The organism is Phycicoccus sp. HDW14, assembly GCF_011383005.1.
Taxonomy (GTDB): domain Bacteria; phylum Actinomycetota; class Actinomycetes; order Actinomycetales; family Dermatophilaceae; genus Phycicoccus.
In genome coordinates this window covers 480,954-499,124 of record NZ_CP049935.1, presented here as the reverse complement: position 1 = coordinate 499,124, position 18,171 = coordinate 480,954, and the positions used below count along the sequence as shown (strand labels likewise).

17 protein-coding genes and 3 pseudogenes are annotated in these 18,171 nt (G+C 72.1%); 13 read left to right on the top strand and 7 right to left on the bottom strand.

All coding sequences use genetic code 11. The annotated features are described in order from the left end of the window. Positions 1-28: 28 nt before the first annotated feature. From G7075_RS02520 to G7075_RS22375, 6 genes and pseudogenes are all read left to right on the top strand, one after another. Positions 29-1,017 (top strand): annotated as a pseudogene (locus tag G7075_RS02520) (ABC transporter ATP-binding protein). After that, a complete protein-coding gene (locus G7075_RS02515) occupies positions 1,014-1,811 on the top strand; it encodes an ABC transporter permease (RefSeq protein ID WP_166118554.1) in 798 nt (265 codons plus the stop codon). The pseudogene G7075_RS02520 and the gene G7075_RS02515 overlap by 4 nt, the downstream one beginning before the upstream one ends. Before the next feature lie 165 nt (positions 1,812-1,976). Next, positions 1,977-5,833, top strand: a pseudogene (locus G7075_RS02510) (multifunctional oxoglutarate decarboxylase/oxoglutarate dehydrogenase thiamine pyrophosphate-binding subunit/dihydrolipoyllysine-residue succinyltransferase subunit). 26 nt (positions 5,834-5,859) lie between these two features. Next, positions 5,860-6,035, top strand: a pseudogene (locus G7075_RS20650) (DUF6104 family protein). Further along, positions 6,032-6,586, top strand: a complete 555-nt coding sequence (locus G7075_RS02505; protein WP_371814155.1) for a GDSL-type esterase/lipase family protein — start codon at positions 6,032-6,034, stop codon at positions 6,584-6,586. The pseudogene G7075_RS20650 and the gene G7075_RS02505 overlap by 4 nt, the downstream one beginning before the upstream one ends. Next, on the top strand, positions 6,586-6,717 hold the full coding sequence (locus G7075_RS22375) for a hypothetical protein (RefSeq protein WP_371814154.1): 132 nt from the start codon (positions 6,586-6,588) through the stop codon (positions 6,715-6,717). The genes G7075_RS02505 and G7075_RS22375 overlap by 1 nt, the downstream gene beginning before the upstream one ends. Positions 6,718-6,730: 13 nt before the next feature. Here the strand turns inward: G7075_RS22375 and G7075_RS02500 are convergent, their stop codons facing one another. From G7075_RS02500 to rfbB, 5 genes are all read right to left on the bottom strand, one after another. After that, complete coding sequence (locus G7075_RS02500) at positions 6,731-7,582, bottom strand: alpha/beta fold hydrolase (protein ID WP_240917838.1); 852 nt, start codon at positions 7,580-7,582, stop codon at positions 6,731-6,733. A gap of 56 nt (positions 7,583-7,638) precedes the next feature. Beyond that, positions 7,639-8,607, bottom strand: coding sequence for a zinc-binding dehydrogenase (locus tag G7075_RS02495; RefSeq protein WP_166118552.1), 969 nt, complete (start codon positions 8,605-8,607; stop codon positions 7,639-7,641). A 27-nt stretch (positions 8,608-8,634) separates the two neighbouring features. Further along, positions 8,635-9,384 (bottom strand): class I SAM-dependent methyltransferase, encoded by a 750-nt coding sequence (locus tag G7075_RS02490; RefSeq protein WP_166118550.1) that lies wholly within the window; start codon positions 9,382-9,384, stop codon positions 8,635-8,637. 67 nt (positions 9,385-9,451) lie between these two features. Then, on the bottom strand, positions 9,452-10,303 hold the full coding sequence (rfbD, locus tag G7075_RS02485; RefSeq protein WP_166118548.1) for a dTDP-4-dehydrorhamnose reductase: 852 nt from the start codon (positions 10,301-10,303) through the stop codon (positions 9,452-9,454). After that, complete coding sequence (gene rfbB, locus G7075_RS02480) at positions 10,303-11,310, bottom strand: dTDP-glucose 4,6-dehydratase (protein WP_166118546.1); 1,008 nt, start codon at positions 11,308-11,310, stop codon at positions 10,303-10,305. Before rfbB ends, rfbD begins: the two co-directional genes overlap by 1 nt. 52 nt (positions 11,311-11,362) lie before the next feature. On the opposite strand from rfbB, the gene rfbA reads away from it, so the two are divergent. Both rfbA and G7075_RS02470 read left to right on the top strand, forming a co-directional pair. After that, positions 11,363-12,241, top strand: a complete 879-nt coding sequence (rfbA, locus tag G7075_RS02475) for a glucose-1-phosphate thymidylyltransferase RfbA (protein ID WP_166118544.1) — start codon at positions 11,363-11,365, stop codon at positions 12,239-12,241. Continuing rightward, positions 12,241-12,849: a dTDP-4-dehydrorhamnose 3,5-epimerase family protein gene (locus G7075_RS02470; protein WP_166118542.1), complete on the top strand. Its 609-nt coding sequence runs from the start codon at positions 12,241-12,243 to the stop codon at positions 12,847-12,849. Before rfbA ends, G7075_RS02470 begins: the two co-directional genes overlap by 1 nt. Here the strand turns inward: G7075_RS02470 and G7075_RS02465 are convergent. Together G7075_RS02465 and G7075_RS02460 are read right to left on the bottom strand one after the other, a co-directional pair. Next, the gene (locus tag G7075_RS02465; protein ID WP_166118540.1) at positions 12,834-13,457 is read right to left on the bottom strand and encodes a low molecular weight phosphatase family protein; all 624 of its coding nucleotides are present in this window, start codon (positions 13,455-13,457) and stop codon (positions 12,834-12,836) included. The genes G7075_RS02470 and G7075_RS02465 overlap by 16 nt on opposite strands. A gap of 18 nt (positions 13,458-13,475) precedes the next feature. Further along, the gene (locus G7075_RS02460; RefSeq protein ID WP_166118539.1) at positions 13,476-14,666 is read right to left on the bottom strand and encodes an NADP-dependent malic enzyme; all 1,191 of its coding nucleotides are present in this window, start codon (positions 14,664-14,666) and stop codon (positions 13,476-13,478) included. Between the two features lie 407 nt (positions 14,667-15,073). On the opposite strand from G7075_RS02460, the gene G7075_RS02455 reads away from it, so the two are divergent. The 5 genes from G7075_RS02455 to G7075_RS02440 all read left to right on the top strand — a co-directional run bounded on the left by G7075_RS02455 (position 15,074) and on the right by G7075_RS02440 (position 18,141). Further along, complete coding sequence (locus G7075_RS02455; RefSeq protein ID WP_240917837.1) at positions 15,074-15,973, top strand: ABC transporter substrate-binding protein; 900 nt, start codon at positions 15,074-15,076, stop codon at positions 15,971-15,973. A 21-nt stretch (positions 15,974-15,994) separates the two neighbouring features. After that, positions 15,995-16,258: a hypothetical protein gene (locus G7075_RS20645; RefSeq protein WP_240917836.1), complete on the top strand. Its 264-nt coding sequence runs from the start codon at positions 15,995-15,997 to the stop codon at positions 16,256-16,258. After that, entirely contained in the window at positions 16,219-16,941 is a 723-nt protein-coding gene (locus tag G7075_RS02450) for an amino acid ABC transporter permease (RefSeq protein ID WP_240917835.1), read from the top strand. The genes G7075_RS20645 and G7075_RS02450 overlap by 40 nt, the downstream gene beginning before the upstream one ends. A gap of 79 nt (positions 16,942-17,020) precedes the next feature. Then, the gene (locus G7075_RS02445) at positions 17,021-17,818 is read left to right on the top strand and encodes an amino acid ABC transporter ATP-binding protein (RefSeq protein ID WP_166124178.1); all 798 of its coding nucleotides are present in this window, start codon (positions 17,021-17,023) and stop codon (positions 17,816-17,818) included. Continuing rightward, the gene (locus G7075_RS02440; protein ID WP_205860602.1) at positions 17,815-18,141 is read left to right on the top strand and encodes a S24 family peptidase; all 327 of its coding nucleotides are present in this window, start codon (positions 17,815-17,817) and stop codon (positions 18,139-18,141) included. The genes G7075_RS02445 and G7075_RS02440 overlap by 4 nt, the downstream gene beginning before the upstream one ends. Positions 18,142-18,171: the final 30 nt, after the last annotated feature.

Below are 18,171 nucleotides of genomic sequence, written 5' to 3'. Positions count from 1 at the left end.
ATCGGGGCATGACGCGCAGGACGACACCATGACCGCCACGACCGGGACCCGGGAGGGTCTCATCCGGATCCAGGGACTCACCAAGCGCTTCGGCGACTTCATTGCCGTCGACGACCTGAGCTTCGACGTCGAGCCGGGCCGCATCACCGGCTTCCTCGGCCCCAACGGCGCGGGGAAGACGACCACCCTGCGGATGCTCCTCGGGCTGATCCGCCCGACGAGCGGCAGCGCCACCATCGGGGCCTCGAGTACGCCCGGCTCCCCCACCCGCTCGCCACCGTGGGTGCCGCGCTCGAGGCCACCAACTTCCACCCCGGCCGCAGCGGCCGCGACCACCTGCGGGTCCTCGCCGACACGGCGGGCATCCCCGCCTCCCGGGTCGACGAGCTGCTCGAGCTCACGGGCATCCCGGCCGCCGCCCGCAAGCGCGCCGGCGGCTACAGCATGGGGATGCGCCAGCGCCTCGGCCTGGCCGCCTCCCTGCTCGGCGACCCCGAGGTCCTCGTCCTCGACGAGCCGGCCAACGGCCTGGACCCCGAGGGCATCCGGTGGCTGCGCGGGTTCCTCAAGCACCTGGCCGGTCAGGGCAAGACCATCCTCATCTCGAGCCACCTGCTGCAGGAGGTGGCCCAGACCGTCGACGACGTCGTCATCATCGCCAACGGCCGGCTGGTCCGTGCCGGCACGATGGCCGAGCTCGAGGGCGCCCCCGGCGCCCTCGTCGAGACGAGCGACGCGCAGGCCCTCGCGGGCGCGCTGCGCGTCGCCGACGTCACGAGCACCCTCCAGGCCGACGGCTCGCTCGTCGCCGACACCACCGACCTGCGCCTCGTGGGCGACGTCGCGCTGCGGGCCGGCCTCCCGGTCTACGGCCTGCGTGCCCAGCGTGCGGACCTCGAGGACCTGTACTTCTCCCTCACCGAGGGCACCAACCGCAACCTCGGCGACGGTGCCGCCACGGTCGGGGCGCCGACCGAACAGGACGCCGTCGTCGGCGAGGAAGGGGCGAACCTGTGATCGGCTCGATCCGCAGCGAGTTCCGCAAGTTCTTCACCACCCGCCTCTGGTGGGGGATGGCCATCGCGATCTTCGTCGGAGGGGCCGCCTTCTCCGCCCTCTTCGGCTTCCTGCTGACCAGCGACTCGGCCGGTGGCCCGCAGAACGGCTTGCCGACCGGCGATGCCACGCAGGTGGCGAGCAGCGTCTACACCGGTGGTCTCTCGGTGGGGTACCTCCTGCTCCTGACCATCGGCGTCCTCCAGATCGGGTCCGAGTACCGGCACAAGACGATCACCGGGACCTTCCTCGCCACCCCGCGCCGGCTGCGGGCGATGGCCGCCAAGGTCGTGGCCCTGCTCGGGATCGGCGCCCTCTACGGGCTCATCAGCCTCGTCGGGTCGGTCAGCGTCGGCGCCGTCGTCCTCGGCCTGCGCGACCGCGACGCCTTCCCCTCCGGCACGATCGTGCGCACGCTGGCGCTCAGCCTGCTCGTCCTCGGGCTGTGGGCGCTCATCGGGCTCGGCATCGGCATCCTCATCCCGAACCAGGTCGCGGCCCTGCTCATCGGCGTCGGGGTCGCGTGGATCGTCGAGCCGCTCATCGGGGTGGCGATGAACTTCTGGGAGTTCGGGCGCGAGCACGTGGCGCAGTTCCTCCCGTCGTCGGCGACCAACGCGATCGTCAACGCGGTCTCGAACAACCCGGACGAGGTGCGCCTCGAGTGGTGGGGCGGCGCCCTGGTGCTCACTGCGTACGCGGCCGTCCTCGCGGGCATCGGGATCTGGCGCACCGCGCGCGCCGACATCTCCTGACGTCGGGCGGCAGCACGCGACGGCGACCGGTGGGACCTCCCCACCGGTCGCCGCGCGTTCGGCACCGCTCGGCGTGCGGCGACGCGGGCGCAACACGCGCGTAATAGGCTGGGACGCATTCCCACGACCGCCCCGACAAGAGCCGATGAAAGAGGCGCATAGCCCGTGGCCGAGCAGTCCCCGTCCAGCGACCCCCTGACCGCCTTCGGACCCAACGAGTGGCTGGTCGACGAGCTGTACGAGCAGTACACCCGGGACAAGAACAGCGTCGACAAGGCGTGGTGGAGCTTCTTCGAGGACTACGTGCCCGGCGACGGCCAGCACGCCGCCTCCCGCTCGTCCGGCAACGGCTCCAACGGCACCCCGGCCGCGGCACCCGCCGCCCCCGCGCGCCCGCAGGAGAAGGCCGCCCAGCCGGCCACCCCGGCCCCGGCCGCCGCGAAGCCCGCCCCGAAGGAGCCGGCCCCACGAAGCCCGCGGCGAAGGAGCCCGCAGCGCCCGCCGCGAAGGAGGCGCCCGCGCAGCCCACCCCGCCGCGGAGAAGGCGGCCGACCCCAAGGCCCCCGCCCCCACCCCGCGCGAGCCGCAGGCCCCGAAGCAGTCCGGCCCCCTCGAGCAGTCCACCCTCCAGCCGATCCGCGGCGCCGGCGCCCGGGTCGTGACGAACATGGAGTCCTCGCTCGAGGTCCCCACGGCCACCTCGGTGCGCGCCGTCCCGGCCAAGCTGCTCGTCGACAACCGCATCGTCATCAACAACCACCTCGCCCGCAGCCGCGGCGGCAAGGTGAGCTTCACGCACATCATCGGCTACGCGCTCGTCAAGGCCCTCGCGGTCATGCCCGAGATGAACAACGGCTTCGGGCACGACGAGAAGGGCAAGCCGGTGCTCATCACGCCGGCCCACGTCAACCTCGGCCTGGCCATCGACATGGCCAAGCCCGACGGCACCCGCCAGCTCCTCGTCCCGTCGATCAAGACCGCCGAGACGATGGACTTCGCGCACTTCTGGACCGCCTACGAGGAGGTCGTCAAGAAGGCGCGCGCCGGCAAGCTGACCGTCGAGGACTTCCAGGGCACCTCGATCTCGCTCACCAACCCCGGCACCATCGGCACCGTGCACTCGGTGCCGCGCCTCATGGCCGGCCAGGGCGCCATCATCGGCGTCGGGGCGATGGACTACCCCGCCGAGTGGCAGGGCGCGAGCGCCGAGACCCTCGACCGCAACGCCGTGAGCAAGATCCTCACCCTGACGAGCACCTACGACCACCGGATCATCCAGGGCGCCCAGTCCGGCGACTTCCTGCGCATCGTCCACGGCCTGCTCCTCGGCGACCAGGGCTTCTACGACGAGATCTTCGAGAGCCTGCGCATCCCCTACGAGCCCATCCGCTGGGTGCAGGACGTCTCGGCCACGCACGACGAGGACATCAACAAGGTCGCCCGCGTCCAGGAGCTCATCCACGCCTACCGCGTGCGCGGCCACCTCATGGCCGACACCGACCCGCTCGAGTACAAGCAGCGGCGCCACCCCGACCTCGACATCACCAACCACGGCCTGACGCTGTGGGACCTCGACCGCCAGTTCGCCACGGGCGGCTTCGGCGGCCAGCCGTTCCTCAAGCTGCGCAAGATCCTCGGCATCCTGCGCGACTCGTACTGCCGCACCGTCGGCGTCGAGTACATGCACATCCAGGACCCGAGCAGCGGCGCTGGATCCAGGCCAAGATCGAGGTCGGCTACGCGAAGACCACCCGCGAGGAGCAGCTGCGCATCCTGCGCCGCCTCAACGCCGCGGAGGCCTTCGAGACCTTCCTGCAGACGAAGTTCGTCGGGCAGAAGCGCTTCTCGCTCGAGGGCGGCGAGTCGGTCATCGCGCTGATGGACCGCATCCTCTCCCGCGCCGCCGAGGACGAGCTCGACGAGGTCTGCATCGGCATGCCGCACCGCGGGCGGCTCAACGTCCTCGCGAACATCGCCGGCAAGTCCTACGGCCAGATCTTCCGCGAGTTCGAGGGCAAGCAGGACCCCGCTCGGTGCAGGGCTCCGGCGACGTCAAGTACCACCTCGGCACCGAGGGCGAGTTCACCGCCGAGACCGGTGCGACGACGAAGGTCTACCTCGCCGCGAACCCCAGCCACCTCGAGGCCGTCAACCCGGTGCTCGAGGGCATCGTGCGCGCCAAGCAGGACCGGCTCAACCTCGCCGGCGAGGACTTCACCGTCCTGCCCGTGCTCATGCACGGTGACGCCGCGTTCGCGGGCCAGGGCGTGGTCGCCGAGACCCTCAACCTCTCGCAGCTGCGCGGGTACCGCACCGGCGGAACCGTGCACATCGTCATCAACAACCAGGTCGGCTTCACGACCTCCCCGAGCAGCTCGCGCTCCTCGACCTACTCCACCGACGTCGCGCGGATGATCCAGGCGCCGATCTTCCACGTCAACGGTGACGACCCGGAGGCCTGCGTGCGGGTCGCCGAGCTGGCCTACGAGTTCCGCAAGGAGTTCCACAAGGACGTCGTCGTCGACATGGTCTGCTACCGCCGGCGCGGTCACAACGAGGGCGACGACCCCTCGATGACCCAGCCGCTGATGTACAACCTCATCGAGGCCAAGCGCAGCGTCCGCAAGCTCTACACCGAGGCGCTCATCGGCCGCGGCGACATCACCGTCGACGACGCCGAGGCCGCGCTGCGCGACTACCAGCAGCAGCTCGAGCGGGTCTTCGTCGAGACCAAGGCGGCCCTGAAGTCCGTCGAGTCCGACACCGAGTCCGGTCGCAAGGACGCCGGTGGCTCCGGGCTCGAGCCGCCGGCCGCCCAGGCCCCGTTCGCCGACCGCACGACGCACTCGGCGAGCGACACCGCCATCAGCACCGAGGTGCTCCACCACATCGGCGACACCTTCGCCTCCCCGCCCGAGGGCTTCACGGTGCACCCCAAGCTGCGCCAGATGCTCGACAAGCGCGCGGCCAGCACCCGTGAGGGTGGGGTCGACTGGGGCACCGCCGAGCTGCTCGCGTTCGGCTCGCTGCTCATCGAGGGCACCCCGGTGCGCCTCGCCGGGCAGGACAGCCGCCGCGGCACCTTCGTCCAGCGGCACGCGGTCCTCATCGACAAGGAGAACGCCTCCGAGTGGACCCCGCTGCTCTACCTCGGGCAGGGCCAGGCGAAGTTCTGGGTCTACGACAGCCTGCTCTCGGAGTTCGCGGCGATGGGCTTCGAGTACGGCTACTCCGTCGAGCGCCCCGACGCGCTCGTGCTGTGGGAGGCGCAGTTCGGCGACTTCTTCAACGGCGCGCAGACGATCATCGACGAGTTCATCAGCGCCAGCGAGCAGAAGTGGGGCCAGCGCTCCTCCGTGGTCCTGCTCCTCCCCCACGGCTACGAGGGCCAGGGCCCCGACCACTCCTCGGCCCGCATCGAGCGCTTCCTCACGATGTGCGCCGAGGGGAACATGACGGTGGCCTACCCCTCGACGCCCGCGTCGTACTTCCACCTGCTGCGCCGCCAGGCCTACGCCCGGCCGCGCAAGCCGCTCATCGTCTTCACCCCGAAGTCGATGCTCCGGCTCAAGGCCGCGGCCAGCCCCGCCGAGGAGTTCACGACCGGCACCTTCCGGCCCGTGCTCCCCGACCGGCCGGGCGCCACCGAGGGCACCGTCACCCGGGTGCTGCTCGCCGCAGGCAAGGCGGTCTACGACCTCGAGGCCGAGCGCGAGAAGCGTGGCGACAAGGCCACCGCGATCCTGCGCCTCGAGCAGTACTACCCGCTCGCCGGTGCCGAGCTCGCCAGGGCGCTCTCGGACTACCCGGACGCCGAGGTCGTCGTCGTCCAGGACGAGCCGCAGAACATGGGCGCGTGGCCGTTCCTCGCGCTCAACCTGCCCGACTCGCTGGCCGCGCACGGCGAGGAGCGGCGCATCCGCGTCGTCTCCCGGCCGCCGTCGGCCTCCCCGGCCGCGGGCTCGACCAAGCAGCACCAGGCCGAGCAGGCCGACCTCGTCGCCCGCGCCTTCGACAGGTGAGGTTCACCCGCCGGTAGGCTCGCGGCGTGTACTTCACCGACCGCGGGATCGAGGAGCTCCAGACGCGGCGGGGGACGAGGAGGTCACCCTCGACTGGCTCGCCGAGCAGCTGAGGACCTTCGTCGACCTCCACCCGGACTTCGAGGTACCCGTGGAGCGGCTGGCCACCTGGCTGGCCCGACTGGACGACGAGGACGAGTGAGAGAGGCCATGGCCGACGAGCACGGCGGCGACGACGCGGGGACCCCGATCGAGTTCCGCCCGAGCGCGGAGGCGGCGGTCGTCCCCGACGGCCCGCGCGACCTCGCGCTCGTCTTCCTCGGCGCCTCCCTCGTGGCGGGCGTCGGCGACCCGAAGGGCCAGGGCTGGGTCACCCGCGTCGTCGGCCGCACCCAGCACCCCGACGTCACCGTCACCGCCTACAACCTCGGGGTGCGTGGCGACACCTCCGCCGAGCTGCTCGAGCGCTGGGCCTCGGAGGTCCCGCGCCGCTGGGCCGGGCGCACCGAGCGGCGCCTCGTCGTGTCCTGCGGGGGCAACGACATCGCCTCCGGCGTCACGCTCGCCCGGCACCGGCTCAACCTCGCCAACCTGCTCGACGACGCCGCGAGCCAGGGGTCTCGACCTTCGTCGTCAGCCCGCCGCCCTCGGACGACGACGACCACAACGCGCGGCTCGAGGTGCTCGTCGACGCCCAGGCCGACGTCTGCGCCCGGCGCGGCGTGCCCTTCGTCGACTGCTACGCCCCGCTGATGGGCCACGACCAGTGGCGCACCGACCTCGCGGCCTCCACCGTGCCGCACCACCCCGGTCAGGCCGGCTACGGCCTCATCGCGTGGCTGGTGCTGCACAACGGCTGGAACGAGTGGCTCCAGATCGCTTGAGCGGCAACGCTCCTCACGCGGTGCGGGCCACGAACTCGCGCACCAGGCCGGCGAACCGGTCGGGGTCGTCGAGGTGCGGGAAGTGCCCGGCCCCCCGGAACAGCTCGACCCGGCAGTCCTCGAGGTGGGTCGAGGCGGCCGTCGCGTGCCACGCGGGGATCATCCGGTCGCTGGTCCCCCACACGACGAGGGTCGGCACCGACGGGGCCTCGGGCAGGTAGTCCTCGGCGGCGACGGTCTGGCCGCCCGGGTCGATGACCGCCCGGGTCGTCGCGAGGAAGGCCCGGCGGGTGTCGGCGTCGCCGAGCGAGGAGAAGCCGGTCCACACCTCGCGGGCGTCCGAGCCGGGACGCAGGCCCACGGCCCCGAGCAGCCGGCCCGCCGAGGCGAGGCGGTCGCGCACCCAGCCCGAGGCGAGCACCGGCAGCACCCACTCGGCGCCCGGGAGCGTGGCCGAGCGCAGCAGCGGGCTGACCTCGCGGCCGAGACCACCGCTCGCGACGAGGACCAGGCCCTCGACCCGCTCGGGGAAGAGGTAGGAGAAGACCATCGCGATGCCGCCGCCGAGGGAGTGCCCGACGAGGGTCACCTGCTCGATGCCGAGTCGGTCGAGCAGGTCGCGCAGCGTGGCGGCGTGCGCGCCGAGCGAGTAGTCGCCGACCGGCCGGTCGGACTCGCCGTGGCCGAACAGGTCGGGGACGAGCACCCGGTGGTCGTCGTCGAGGACGTCGACGAGGTGGGACCACTGGCGCTGCGACCCGAGCAGCCCGTGGATGAACAGCAGCGTCGGACCCTCACCGCTGTCGGTGTAGTGGAGCGCGTGGCCGTGGATCGTGGCCACCTGCTCGACGGGGCTCGTGCGCACGGTGGCTCCTCGGGTGGGTGGTGCACCCCCACGTTACCCGTCGGTAGCCCCGGGCGTCAGACGGTGAACACGACCTTGCCCGTGACCTTGCCCTCGACCATCCGGGCGAACCCGTCGCGGGCGTCGGCCAGCGGCATCGTGGAGTCGACGAGGGGCTCGATGCCCCGGTCGACGACGAACCGCGCCAGGCGCTCGAGCTCCTCGCGCGAGCCCATCGTCGAGCCGACGACCCGCAGCTGCTTGAAGAAGATCTTCGTCAGCTCGGCCTTCGCCGGCGCGTCGCCCGACGTCGCCCCGGAGATGACGACCGTGCCGCCGGGGCGCAGGCTGTTGATGCTGTGCGACCACGTGGCGGCCCCGACCGTCTCGAGGACGGCGTCGACCCGCTCGGGGAGCCGCTCGCCGGACCCGAAGGCGCGGTCGGCCCCCAGGGCCACGGCGGCCTCGCCCTTGGCCTCGTCGCGGCTGGTCACCCACACCCGGAGGCCGGCGGCCGCCCCGAGCTGGACGGCCGCAGTGGCCACACCGCCCGCCGCGCCCTGGACGAGCACGGTGGAGCCGGGCTGCACGCCCGCGTTCGTGAAGAGCATCCGGTAGGCGGTGAGCCATGCGGTGGGCAGGCACGCGGCGTGCTCCCACGACAGGCCGGCCGGCTTGGGGACGAGGTTGTGCCGCGGCACGGCGACGACCTCGGCGAGGGTGCCGTCGTGCACCTCGGAGAGCAGGCTGCGCCGGGGGTCGAGGGTCTCGTCGCCGGTCCAGCCGGGCGAGGCGACGACCGCGTGCACGAGCACCTCGTCGCCGTCCTCGGTGACCCCGGCGCCGTCGCAGCCCAGGACCATCGGGAGCCGGTCGGCGGGCAGGCCCACACCGCGCAGCGACCACACGTCGTGGTGGTTGAGCGCCGCGGTGCGCAGCCGGACGGTCGTCCAGCCGTCGGGCGCCTCCGGCTCGGGCCGCTCACCGACCTCGAGGCCGCTCAGGGGGTCGTCGGCGGACTGGGACTTCGCGTAGGCGGCGAGCATGCGCTCGACCCTACCCAGCGACCGGGGTCAGGGCCGACGGAGGATGTACAGCGACTGCCCGTCGGTCTCCTGGCCGTGCTCGAGGGAGTCGACCTCGAGGCCCGCGTCGCGCACCATGCCCTCGAAGAACCCCCGGTCGAAGCGGACGCAGTGCAGCGGCCCGGACCACGTGAGCGGCCCGTAGCCGACCGGGTTCTCCTCCTGGTCGGGCACGTCGTCCTCGACGAAGGCCGTGACGAACGCGCGGCCCCCGGGGGCGAGCAGGCGGGCCACCTCGTGGAGGTAGGCGGCGGTGTCGTCGCCCATGAGGTGGCTGAACACGCTGTAGGCGTAGAAGCCGTCGTACCCGCCGCTGTCGCCGGGGATGGTCCGCTCGTGCGAGCCGCCCGGGTTGTAGCGGGGGTTGGCGAGGTCGACGTGGGTGAACCGGAAGCCGTCGCGGTCGCCGAGGTGGCGCTGGGCCCAGTCGACGAGGTGCTTCTGGATGTCGACGCCGTGGTAGAGCTCGATCCGCCCGAGCTTCTCGGCGATGCCGACCGCGAGCCGGCCGGCCCCGCAGCCCCAGTCGAGCAGCCGCGACTCGCTGCTGAGCCCGATCTTGTCCTCGAGGCGCTGCACCTCGGCGACCGCGGAGGAGACGAAGGCGGCGTCCTGCCGGAAGTGCGCCCCGCCCATCCGGTACACGGTCGGCGGGAGCTTGACGCCCGAGGGCGAGGTCCCGTGGTGGGTGCGCGGGAGGACCGCAGCCTGGACACGACCGATCAGAGGTTTCAGCACGTCGGCGAGCCTAACGGTGGCCCGCACCGGAGCGCATCGGCAGAGGTCAGGGACCTGCCGGCCGGCGTCAGGTGCCGAGCACCGACGGCGCTGCCCGGCGCAGGGCGTCGCGCCAGTGCGGCAGCGGCTCGAGCCCGGCGTCGGCCCACATCTCGTGCCCGAGCACGCTGTAGGCCGGCCGGGGGGCCGGCACGGGGTACTCGGAGGTCGCGATGGGGGCGACCCGCGAGGGGTCCAAGTCGAGCTCCTCGAGCACCGCCCGGGCCAGCCCGTGCCACGACGTCTCGCCGCCGTTCGTGCCGTGCCAGATGCCGTAGGGCGCGCCGGCCTCGACGATGCGGGCGATGCCCTCGGCGAGGTCGACCGTCCAGGTCGGCTGCCCGACCTGGTCGGCGACGAAGCCGAAGGTGTCGCGCTCGCGGGCGAGGCGCGCGACGGTGGCCGGGATGTTGCGGCCGTGGGCGCCGTAGAGCCACGCGGTGCGCACCACCCAGGCGCGGGGGCACTCGGCACGGACGGCCCACTCCCCCGCCGCCTTGGTGCGTCCGTAGGCCGAGGCCGGCGCGACCGGGGAGTCTGCGGGCCACGGGGTCGAGCCCTCGCCGGCGACGACGTAGTCGGTGGACAGGTGCACGAGCGAGCCGGCACTGGCCGCGACGGCCCGCGCGAGGTTGGCGGCCCCGACGGCGTTGACCGCGAAGGCGCGTGCCTCGTCGGTCTCGGCGGCGTCGACGGCGGTGTAGGCGGCGCAGTTGACGACGACGTCGTGGCCGGCGACGGCCGCTGCGCACGACGCGGGGTCGAGGACGTCGATGTCCGGGAGGTCGAGCCCCTCGACCTCGTGGCCCCGACCGCGCAGCACCTCGACGAGGTCGGTGCCGAGCATCCCCGCGGCCCCGACGACCAGCCAGCGCGCCATCAGCGGCCGAGGACCTTCTGCGTGCGGGCGTACTTGGCCTCGGTGGCGTCCTTCTGGGGGCGCCACCACGCCTCGTTCTCCCGGTACCACTCGACGGTGGCCGCGAGGCCGTCGCGGAAGGTGTCGTAGCGCGGGGCCCAGCCGAGCTCCTGGCGCAGCTTGCCGGCCTCGATGGCGTAGCGCCGGTCGTGGCCCGCCCGGTCGGTGACGTGGTCGTAGTCGTCGGGGTCGCGACCCATCAGCTCGAGGACCAGCCGCACGACGTCGCGGTTGTTGACCTCGCCGTCGGCACCGATGAGGTAGGTCTCACCCGGACGGCCCTTCTCGACGATGGTCCACACGGCGTCGTTGTGGTCGTCGACGTGGATCCAGTCGCGGACGTTGAGGCCGTCGCCGTAGAGCTTGGGCCGGACGCCGTCGATGAGGTTGGTGATCTGGCGCGGGATGAACTTCTCGACGTGCTGGCGCGGGCCGTAGTTGTTCGAGCAGTTCGAGATCGTGGCGCGCAGGCCGAACGAGCGGACCCAGGCCCGCACGAGGTGGTCCGAGCCGGCCTTGCTCGCCGAGTACGGCGAGCTGGGGGTGTAGGGCGTGTCCTCGGTGAACCGCTTCGGGTCGTCGAGCTCGAGGTCGCCGTAGACCTCGTCGGTGGAGACGTGGTGGTAGCGCACGTCGTGCGTGCGGGCGGCCTCGAGGAGGGTGAAGGTGCCGACGATGTTCGTGCGGATGAACGGGCTCGGGTCGGCGAGCGAGTTGTCGTTGTGCGACTCGGCCGCGAAGTGCACGACGACGTCGGCGTCGGCGACGAGCGGGTCGACGACCTCGGCGTCGGCGACGTCGCCCTCGACGAAGCGGACCCGGTCGCGGACGCCCTCGAGCGAGCTGAGCGACCCGGCGTAGGTGAGCAGGTCGAGGACGGTGACCTCGGCGTCGGGACGCGTGGCGAGCGTCCGGTGCACGAAGTTGCTGCCGATGAACCCGGCTCCTCCGGTGACGAGTACCTTCATGCGCGCAAGGCTACTGTGCGCCCGTCGGGACCCGACCGATACGCTCGGCGGCATGAAGGGCATCGTCCTCGCCGGAGGAAGTGGCACGCGTCTGCACCCCATCACCATGGGGATCTCCAAGCAGCTCATGCCCATCTACGACAAGCCGATGGTCTACTACCCGCTCTCGACGTTGATGATGGCCGGCATCCGCGAGGTGCTCGTCATCACGACCCCCGAGGACGTCGACCAGTTCCGCCGCCTGCTCGGCGACGGGTCGCGCTGGGGCATCGAGCTGTCCTACGCCGTGCAGCCGCGCCCGGAGGGCCTGGCCCAGGCCTTCGTCATCGGCGCCGACTTCATCGGTGACGACTCGGTGGCCCTCGTCCTCGGCGACAACATCTTCTACGGCACCGGCCTCGGGACCGCCCTGCGCCGGCTCACCGACGTGCGCGGCGGCCACATCTTCGCCTACCGCGTCGGTGACCCCACGGCCTACGGCGTGGTCGAGTTCGCCGACGACGGCACGGTCCTGTCCATCGAGGAGAAGCCCGAGCACCCGCGCAGCGACTTCGCGGTCCCCGGCCTGTACTTCTACGACAACGACGTCGTCGAGATCGCCCGCACCCTGACGCCCAGCGCGCGCGGCGAGCTCGAGATCACCGCCGTCAACGACGTCTACCTGCGCCGCGGCGACCTCACGGTCACCGTCCTCCCCCGCGGCACGGCCTGGCTCGACACCGGCACCTTCGAGGGCCTGATGGACGCCAGCCAGTTCGTCCACGTCGTCGAGGCCCGCCAGGGCCACAAGATCGGCTGCGTCGAGGAGATCGCCTGGCGGGCGGGCTGGATCGACGACGACGAGCTGCGCGCCCTCGGCGACGGCCTCACCAAGTCCGGCTACGGCGACTACCTGCACGCCATCCTCGCCCGCGGCCGGGACGCGCGCTGATGGAGATCCGACCGCTCCCCATCGAGGGTGCCTTCGTCGTCACCCCGCGCCAGTTCCCCGACGACCGCGGCGTCTTCCTCGAGTCCTTCCGCGGCGACCGGCTCGCCGAGCACCTCGGCCACCGGCCCGACATCGTGCAGACCAACGTGTCGGTCTCCTCCCGTGGCACCGTCCGCGGCATCCACTTCGCCGACGTCCCGCCCGGCCAGGGCAAGTACGTCACCGCGCTCACCGGCGCGCTCGTCGACTACGTCGTCGACATCCGGGTCGGCTCACCGACCTTCGGGCGCTGGGAGGCGGTCGTCCTCGACGCCGTCGACCGGCGCGCGGTGTGGCTCTCGGAGGGCCTGGGCCACGCGTTCTGCGCCCTCCAGGACGACACGACCGCGATGTACCTCTGCTCGGCCGCGTACAACCCCACGGGCGAGCACGGCGTGCACCCGCTCGACGCCGCCATCGGTCTCGAGCTGCCGGCCGGGGTCGAGGCGCTGCTGTCGCCGAAGGACGCCGCCGCGCCCGGCCTCGCCGAGGCCGAGGCCCAGGGCCTGCTGCCGACGTGGGAGGACTGCCGGGCCCACGCGGCCGCGCTGGCTCAGCGCGCGAACTGAGCCTCCCAGCGCACGACCGCGCGCACCGCGGAGTCGAGCTGGGCGGCCATCCGGCCGAACGACCTCGCGCCGCGGCCGTAGGGGTCCTCGACCTCGGTGACCCGCTCCGGGAGGGCGCGCACGGCGGCGAGCACCTCGGGCAGGGCGCGCCACCGGGCCCGCACCTCCTTGGCCCCGACGTCGGCGAGCAGGTCGGGCCACGCGTACTGCTCCCCCACCTCGCGCAGGGCGGCCGCGAGGTCGACGAGCCCGACCGTTCGGCGCACGAGCGCCGGCGCCTCCTCGAGCACGGTCTCGCGGTGCCGGGCGGACATCACGAGGACGAGCGACTGCTCGGAGAGCAGAGCGGGCGTGACCATCCGGGCCCGGTCGGGCAGGACCGGGACGCCCTTCTCCTCGAGGATCACCCTCGACCCCGGTTCGAGCCGCCGGCCCACCAGCGCGTGCGTGCCGGCACTCGAGACCTCGAAGGTGCCCGGCCGGGCCCATCCGAGTCCCTGCGCGAGCAGGGCTGCGGCATAGGGCGACCGGCACACGTTGCCCGTGCACACCGTGAGCAGCCGGACCGGCTGGCCGGTGGACGGGGCGGTGCTGGCATCGGCGGTCATGACGACCGCCAGCCTAGGTCACCCGACCGCGGGACCGCGGCGTGAACCGGTGGGCGCGAGCCGGCGCACGGCCTCGGCGACGGCGTCGGCGACCCCCGGCTCGAACACCGACGGCACGATGCAGTCGGCCGTGGGCTCCGGCACCATGTCGGCGATGGCCCGGGCCGCGGCGAGCTTCATCGCCTCGGTGATCTTCGTGGCGCCGGCGTCCAGGGCTCCCCGGAAGATGCCGGGGAAGGCGAGGACGTTGTTGATCTGGTTCGGGAAGTCCGAGCGGCCGGTCGCGACGACGGCGGCGTGCCGGTGGGCGACGTCGGGGTGCACCTCGGGTGTCGGGTTGGCGAGCGCGAAGATGATCGCGTCGCGGGCCATCGAGGCCACCTGCTCCTCGGGGACGGTGCCGCCGGAGACCCCGACGTAGCAGTCGGCCCCATCCAGCGCGTCGCCGAGCGAGCCCGTGAGGCCGCGCGGGTTGGTCGACATCGCGAGGTGGCGCTTGTGACCGGCGAGGTCCTGACGCGAGGCGTGGACGATGCCGCGCGAGTCGCAGACCACGACGTCGCGCACGCCGGCGCGCTGCAGCAGCCGGGTCACGGCCACCCCGGCCGCGCCCGCACCGGCGACGACGACCCGCAGGTCCTCGAGGCGGCGGTCGAGCACGCGGACCGCGTTGTACAGGCCGGCGAGTACGACGATGGCCGTGCCGTGCTGGTCGTCGTGGAAGACCGGGATGTCGAGGCGCTCCTTGAGCTGCTCCTCGATCTCGAAGCAGCGCGGCGCCGAGATGTCCTCGAGGTTGATGCCGCCGTAGCTGGGGGCGATCCGGGCGATGGCCTCGACGAGCTCCTCGACCGTGCCGGTCTCCATGACGACGGGCACGGCGTCGATGCCGGCGAAGTGCTTGAACAGCACCGCCTTGCCCTCCATCACGGGCATGGCGCCGAGCGGGCCGATGTCGCCGAGGCCGAGCACCGCCGTGCCGTCGCTGATGACCGCGACGGTGTTGCCGCGCGCCGTGTACCGCGTCGAGAGGGTGGGGTCGGCGGCGATGGCCAGCGACACCTCGGCGACGCCGGGGGTGTAGAGCAGCGAGAGGTCCTCGCGACCGCGGAGCGGCTGCGTCGCGTGTACGCCCAGCTTCCCGCCCTCGTGAGCGCGGAACACCGGGCTCTCGGGGTCGAAGGACGGCAGGACGGGGGACGCGGACATCGCGGGTCTCCTCGGGGGACGACGAGCGCACGCCGACGACGCGGCATGCGGAGAAAGGGGGGTGGTGCATGCGGCCCGGGGAATGGGTGCGTCCCGGTCGTCGCAGGGCGGGGGTGTCCGCCCGAAGCCGCCATCATGGCACAGGGTGGACGGCCTGCCGAGGGCTCGGGCTGTGACGCACGTCGCGCCCGGTCGCGTGCAGGCACCGCCGCGATGCGGTACCGACCGGCCACGGAATCGGCGGTTCGAGGGCTTGCGGACCGTGGGTTCCGCCGTTCGGGGCACATCCGGTCCACCGATAGTTATCGAGGCGTGACGCGCGTCGCATCCTCCGGTGGCAGGATGCCCCCCACAACCTCTCGACCGGGCACCACACACCGCGTCCGGCTCCGTGTGAAAGGACCAGCATGTTCCGCACCCGCGCGATCGCCGTCGCGACGCTCGCCACCACTGCCCTCGCCCTCTCGGCCTGTGGTTCCGACTCGCTCTCGGGAGGTGGCTCGAGCACGACCCCGGCCGCCTCGTCCTCCGCGAAGCCCAGTGTCGACCCCGCCCTGGTCGCCAAGCTCCCGGCCAAGATCAAGAGCGCCGGGAAGATCGTCATCGGCACGGACGCCACGTACCAGCCGAACGAGTACCTCGACTCCGACGGCAAGACGGTCATCGGCATGGACGTCGAGCTCTTCGACGCGGTCGCCGCGAAGTTCGGCCTCAAGACCGAGTGGGTGCCCTCCGCCTTCGACTCGATCATCCTCGGCACGCAGAGCGGCAAGTACGACATCGGCATCTCCTCCTTCACGGTCAACGCCGACCGCGAGAAGCAGGCGACGATGGTCAGCTACTTCAAGGCCGGCACCCAGTGGGTCACGAAGAAGGGCAACCCGAACGCCATCGACCCCGAGAACGCCTGCGGCAAGAACATCGCCGTCCAGAAGGGCACCGTGCAGGCCGACGTCGACCTCCCGGCGAAGAACAAGGCGTGCACCGACGCCGGCAAGCCGGAGATCAAGGTCCTCGTCGACGCCGACCAGGGCAAGGTGACGACCATGGTCGTCTCCGGCAAGGCCGACGCGATGCTCGTCGACCTGCCCCCGGCCATCGCGGCCGTCGAGTCCACCGAGGGCCAGCTCGAGCTGCTCGGCGACCAGTACGACTCGGCGCCCTACGGCTACGTCCTCCCGAAGGACCAGACCGACTTCGGCGGCGCGATCGTCGAGGCGCTCAAGCAGCTGGAGGCCGACGGCACGTACAAGAACATCCTCACGAAGTGGAAGACCGAGGGCGGGCCATCTCCGACTTCGCCGTGAACCCGACGGTCTCCTGATCCCATGACCTCGGTGAGCGAGGACCGGCCGGGCCCGATCAAGGCCCGGCCGGTCCGGCACCCCTGGCGCTGGGTGGCCATCGCCGTCATCGCGGTGATCGTCGCGATGATGGTCAGCTCGTTCGTCACGAACGACAAGTGGGACTTCCCGTTCGCGTTCGAGGTGATGCAGCAGACCCCGGTCATCCAGGGCCTCTGGGCCGGCACGATCCTCGGCACCTTCGGGCCATGGTGCTCGGCGTCGGGCTCGGGGTCGTCCTCGCCGTGATGCGGTTGTCCGACAACCCGGTGCTGCGCGGAGTGGCCTTCGTCTACACGTGGTTCTTCCGGGCCATCCCCCGCTACGTGCTCCTCGTCCTCATCGGTGTCGGCGTCGGGTTCCTCTACTCCTCACTGAGCATCGGCCTGCCCTTCGGGGAGCAGCTCGCCAGGGCGATCGGCATCGACCCGGCGACCTTCACCTTCTTCACCCTCGACTGGAACGCGTTCTCCACGACGATCTGGGCCGGCATCCTCGGTCTCGGGCTCTCCGAGGCCGCGTACATGGCCGAGATCGCCCGCGCCGGCATCCTCTCGGTCGACCGGGGACAGGCCGAGGCGGCCCAGGCCCTCGGCATGCCGCCGGGGAAGACGATGCGACGCATCGTCCTGCCGCAGGCGATGCGGGTCATCGTCCCGCCGACCGGCAACGAGACGATCGCCATGGTCAAGGACACCTCGCTGCTGATCGCGATCCCGATCATCAACGAGCTGTTCTTCCAGGCGTACAACTTCGGTCAGCGCGGCTTCAAGATCCTTCCGGGGCTCGTCGCGGCAACGCTCTGGTACCTCATCATCTGCTCGATCCTCATGGTCGGGCAGTCCTACCTGGAGCGGTACTTCGGTCGCGGCTTCGGCCCGGTCCCCAAGAAGGCCAAGCAGGAGCTGACCAAGATCGGGGCCGACCACTGATGACCGCCACCCACGACGCTCCCTCGTCCACGCCGTCAACGTCACGAAGTCCTTCCACGGCACCGAGGTCCTCAAGGGCATCGACATGGACGTGCGCGCCGGCGAGGTCGTCGTCCTCCTCGGGCCGTCCGGGTCGGGCAAGACGACCTTCCTGCGCTGCATCAACCAGCTCGAGACGATCGACGGCGGCCGGATCTGGGTCGACGGCGACCTCATGGGCTACGACGACCGCAGCGGCACGCTACACCGCCTGCGCGACAAGCACATCGCCGCGCAGCGACGCGACATCGGCATGTGCTTCCAGCGCTTCAACCTCTTCCCGCACAAGACCGTCCTCGAGAACGTCGTCGAGGCGCCGATGCAGGTCAAGGGCGTGAAGAAGAAGGAGGCCACCGCGAAGGCGCTCGAGCTGCTCGAGCAGGTGGGCCTGGCCGACAAGCCGTCCGCCTACCCGGCGCAGCTCTCCGGCGGCCAGCAGCAGCGCGTCGCCATCGCCCGGGCCCTGGCCATGGACCCCAAGCTCATGCTCTTCGACGAGCCGACCTCGGCCCTCGACCCCGAGCTGGTCGGCGAGGTCCTCAAGGTCATGCGCGACCTCGCGAAGGGCGGCATGACGATGATCGTCGTCACCCACGAGATGGGCTTCGCCCGCGAGGTGGCCGACCGCGTCGTCTTCATGGACGCCGGTGTCGTCGTCGAGGAGGGCCCGCCGAGCGAGGTCATCGGCAACCCGAAGCACGCGCGGACCCGGGCCTTCCTCGCCCGGATGCGCCAGGAGGAGCAGGCCCACGCGGAGGCCGTCGTCGCCACCGTGACCGGGGCGGCGCAGGCGCTCGCCGACGCGCCGACCGACCCCAGCGGCGACCCGCAGGCGTGAGGCTGCCGCTCCCGGCGCTGGTGCGTGTCCGGGGCCGCTCGATGCTGCCCACCTACCGCGACGGCGACGTGCTGCTCGTCGTGCGGGGCGTGCCCCCGCGACCCGGGCGGGCCCACGTCGTGCGGCTGCCACCGGACGCCTCCGGTCGGCCCCGACCGCTGTCGGTCAAGCGCGTCACGGGTCCGGACCCGGACGCCCCGGAGCGCTGGTGGGTCGACTCCGACAACGCCGCCGAGGGGGTCACCTCGTTCGACGTCGGGTCGCTGTCCGGGGACGACATCGTGGCGGTGGTCGCCGGGTTGGTCTGGCGGACGCTGGGGTAGGTTGAGGAGACCCGCAGAACCCCCGCACCC

Bases quoted from the DNA above. Each gene is read 5' to 3' on its own strand.
- G7075_RS22375 (WP_371814154.1), top strand. From the start codon at position 6,586: ATGGGCCACGACCAGTGGCGCACCGACCTCGCGGCCTCCACCGTGCCG.
- G7075_RS02495 (WP_166118552.1), bottom strand. From the start codon at position 8,607: ATGCTCGCCGCCTACGCGAAGTCCCAGTCCGCCGACGACCCCCTGAGC.
- rfbD (WP_166118548.1), bottom strand. From the start codon at position 10,303: ATGGCGCGCTGGCTGGTCGTCGGGGCCGCGGGGATGCTCGGCACCGAC.
- rfbB (WP_166118546.1), bottom strand. From the start codon at position 11,310: ATGAAGGTACTCGTCACCGGAGGAGCCGGGTTCATCGGCAGCAACTTC.
- rfbA (WP_166118544.1), top strand. From the start codon at position 11,363: ATGAAGGGCATCGTCCTCGCCGGAGGAAGTGGCACGCGTCTGCACCCC.
- G7075_RS02470 (WP_166118542.1), top strand. From the start codon at position 12,241: ATGGAGATCCGACCGCTCCCCATCGAGGGTGCCTTCGTCGTCACCCCG.
- G7075_RS02465 (WP_166118540.1), bottom strand. From the start codon at position 13,457: ATGACCGCCGATGCCAGCACCGCCCCGTCCACCGGCCAGCCGGTCCGG.
- G7075_RS02460 (WP_166118539.1), bottom strand. From the start codon at position 14,666: ATGTCCGCGTCCCCCGTCCTGCCGTCCTTCGACCCCGAGAGCCCGGTG.
- G7075_RS02455 (WP_240917837.1), top strand. From the start codon at position 15,074: ATGTTCCGCACCCGCGCGATCGCCGTCGCGACGCTCGCCACCACTGCC.
- G7075_RS20645 (WP_240917836.1), top strand. From the start codon at position 15,995: ATGACCTCGGTGAGCGAGGACCGGCCGGGCCCGATCAAGGCCCGGCCG.
- G7075_RS02450 (WP_240917835.1), top strand. From the start codon at position 16,219: ATGGTGCTCGGCGTCGGGCTCGGGGTCGTCCTCGCCGTGATGCGGTTG.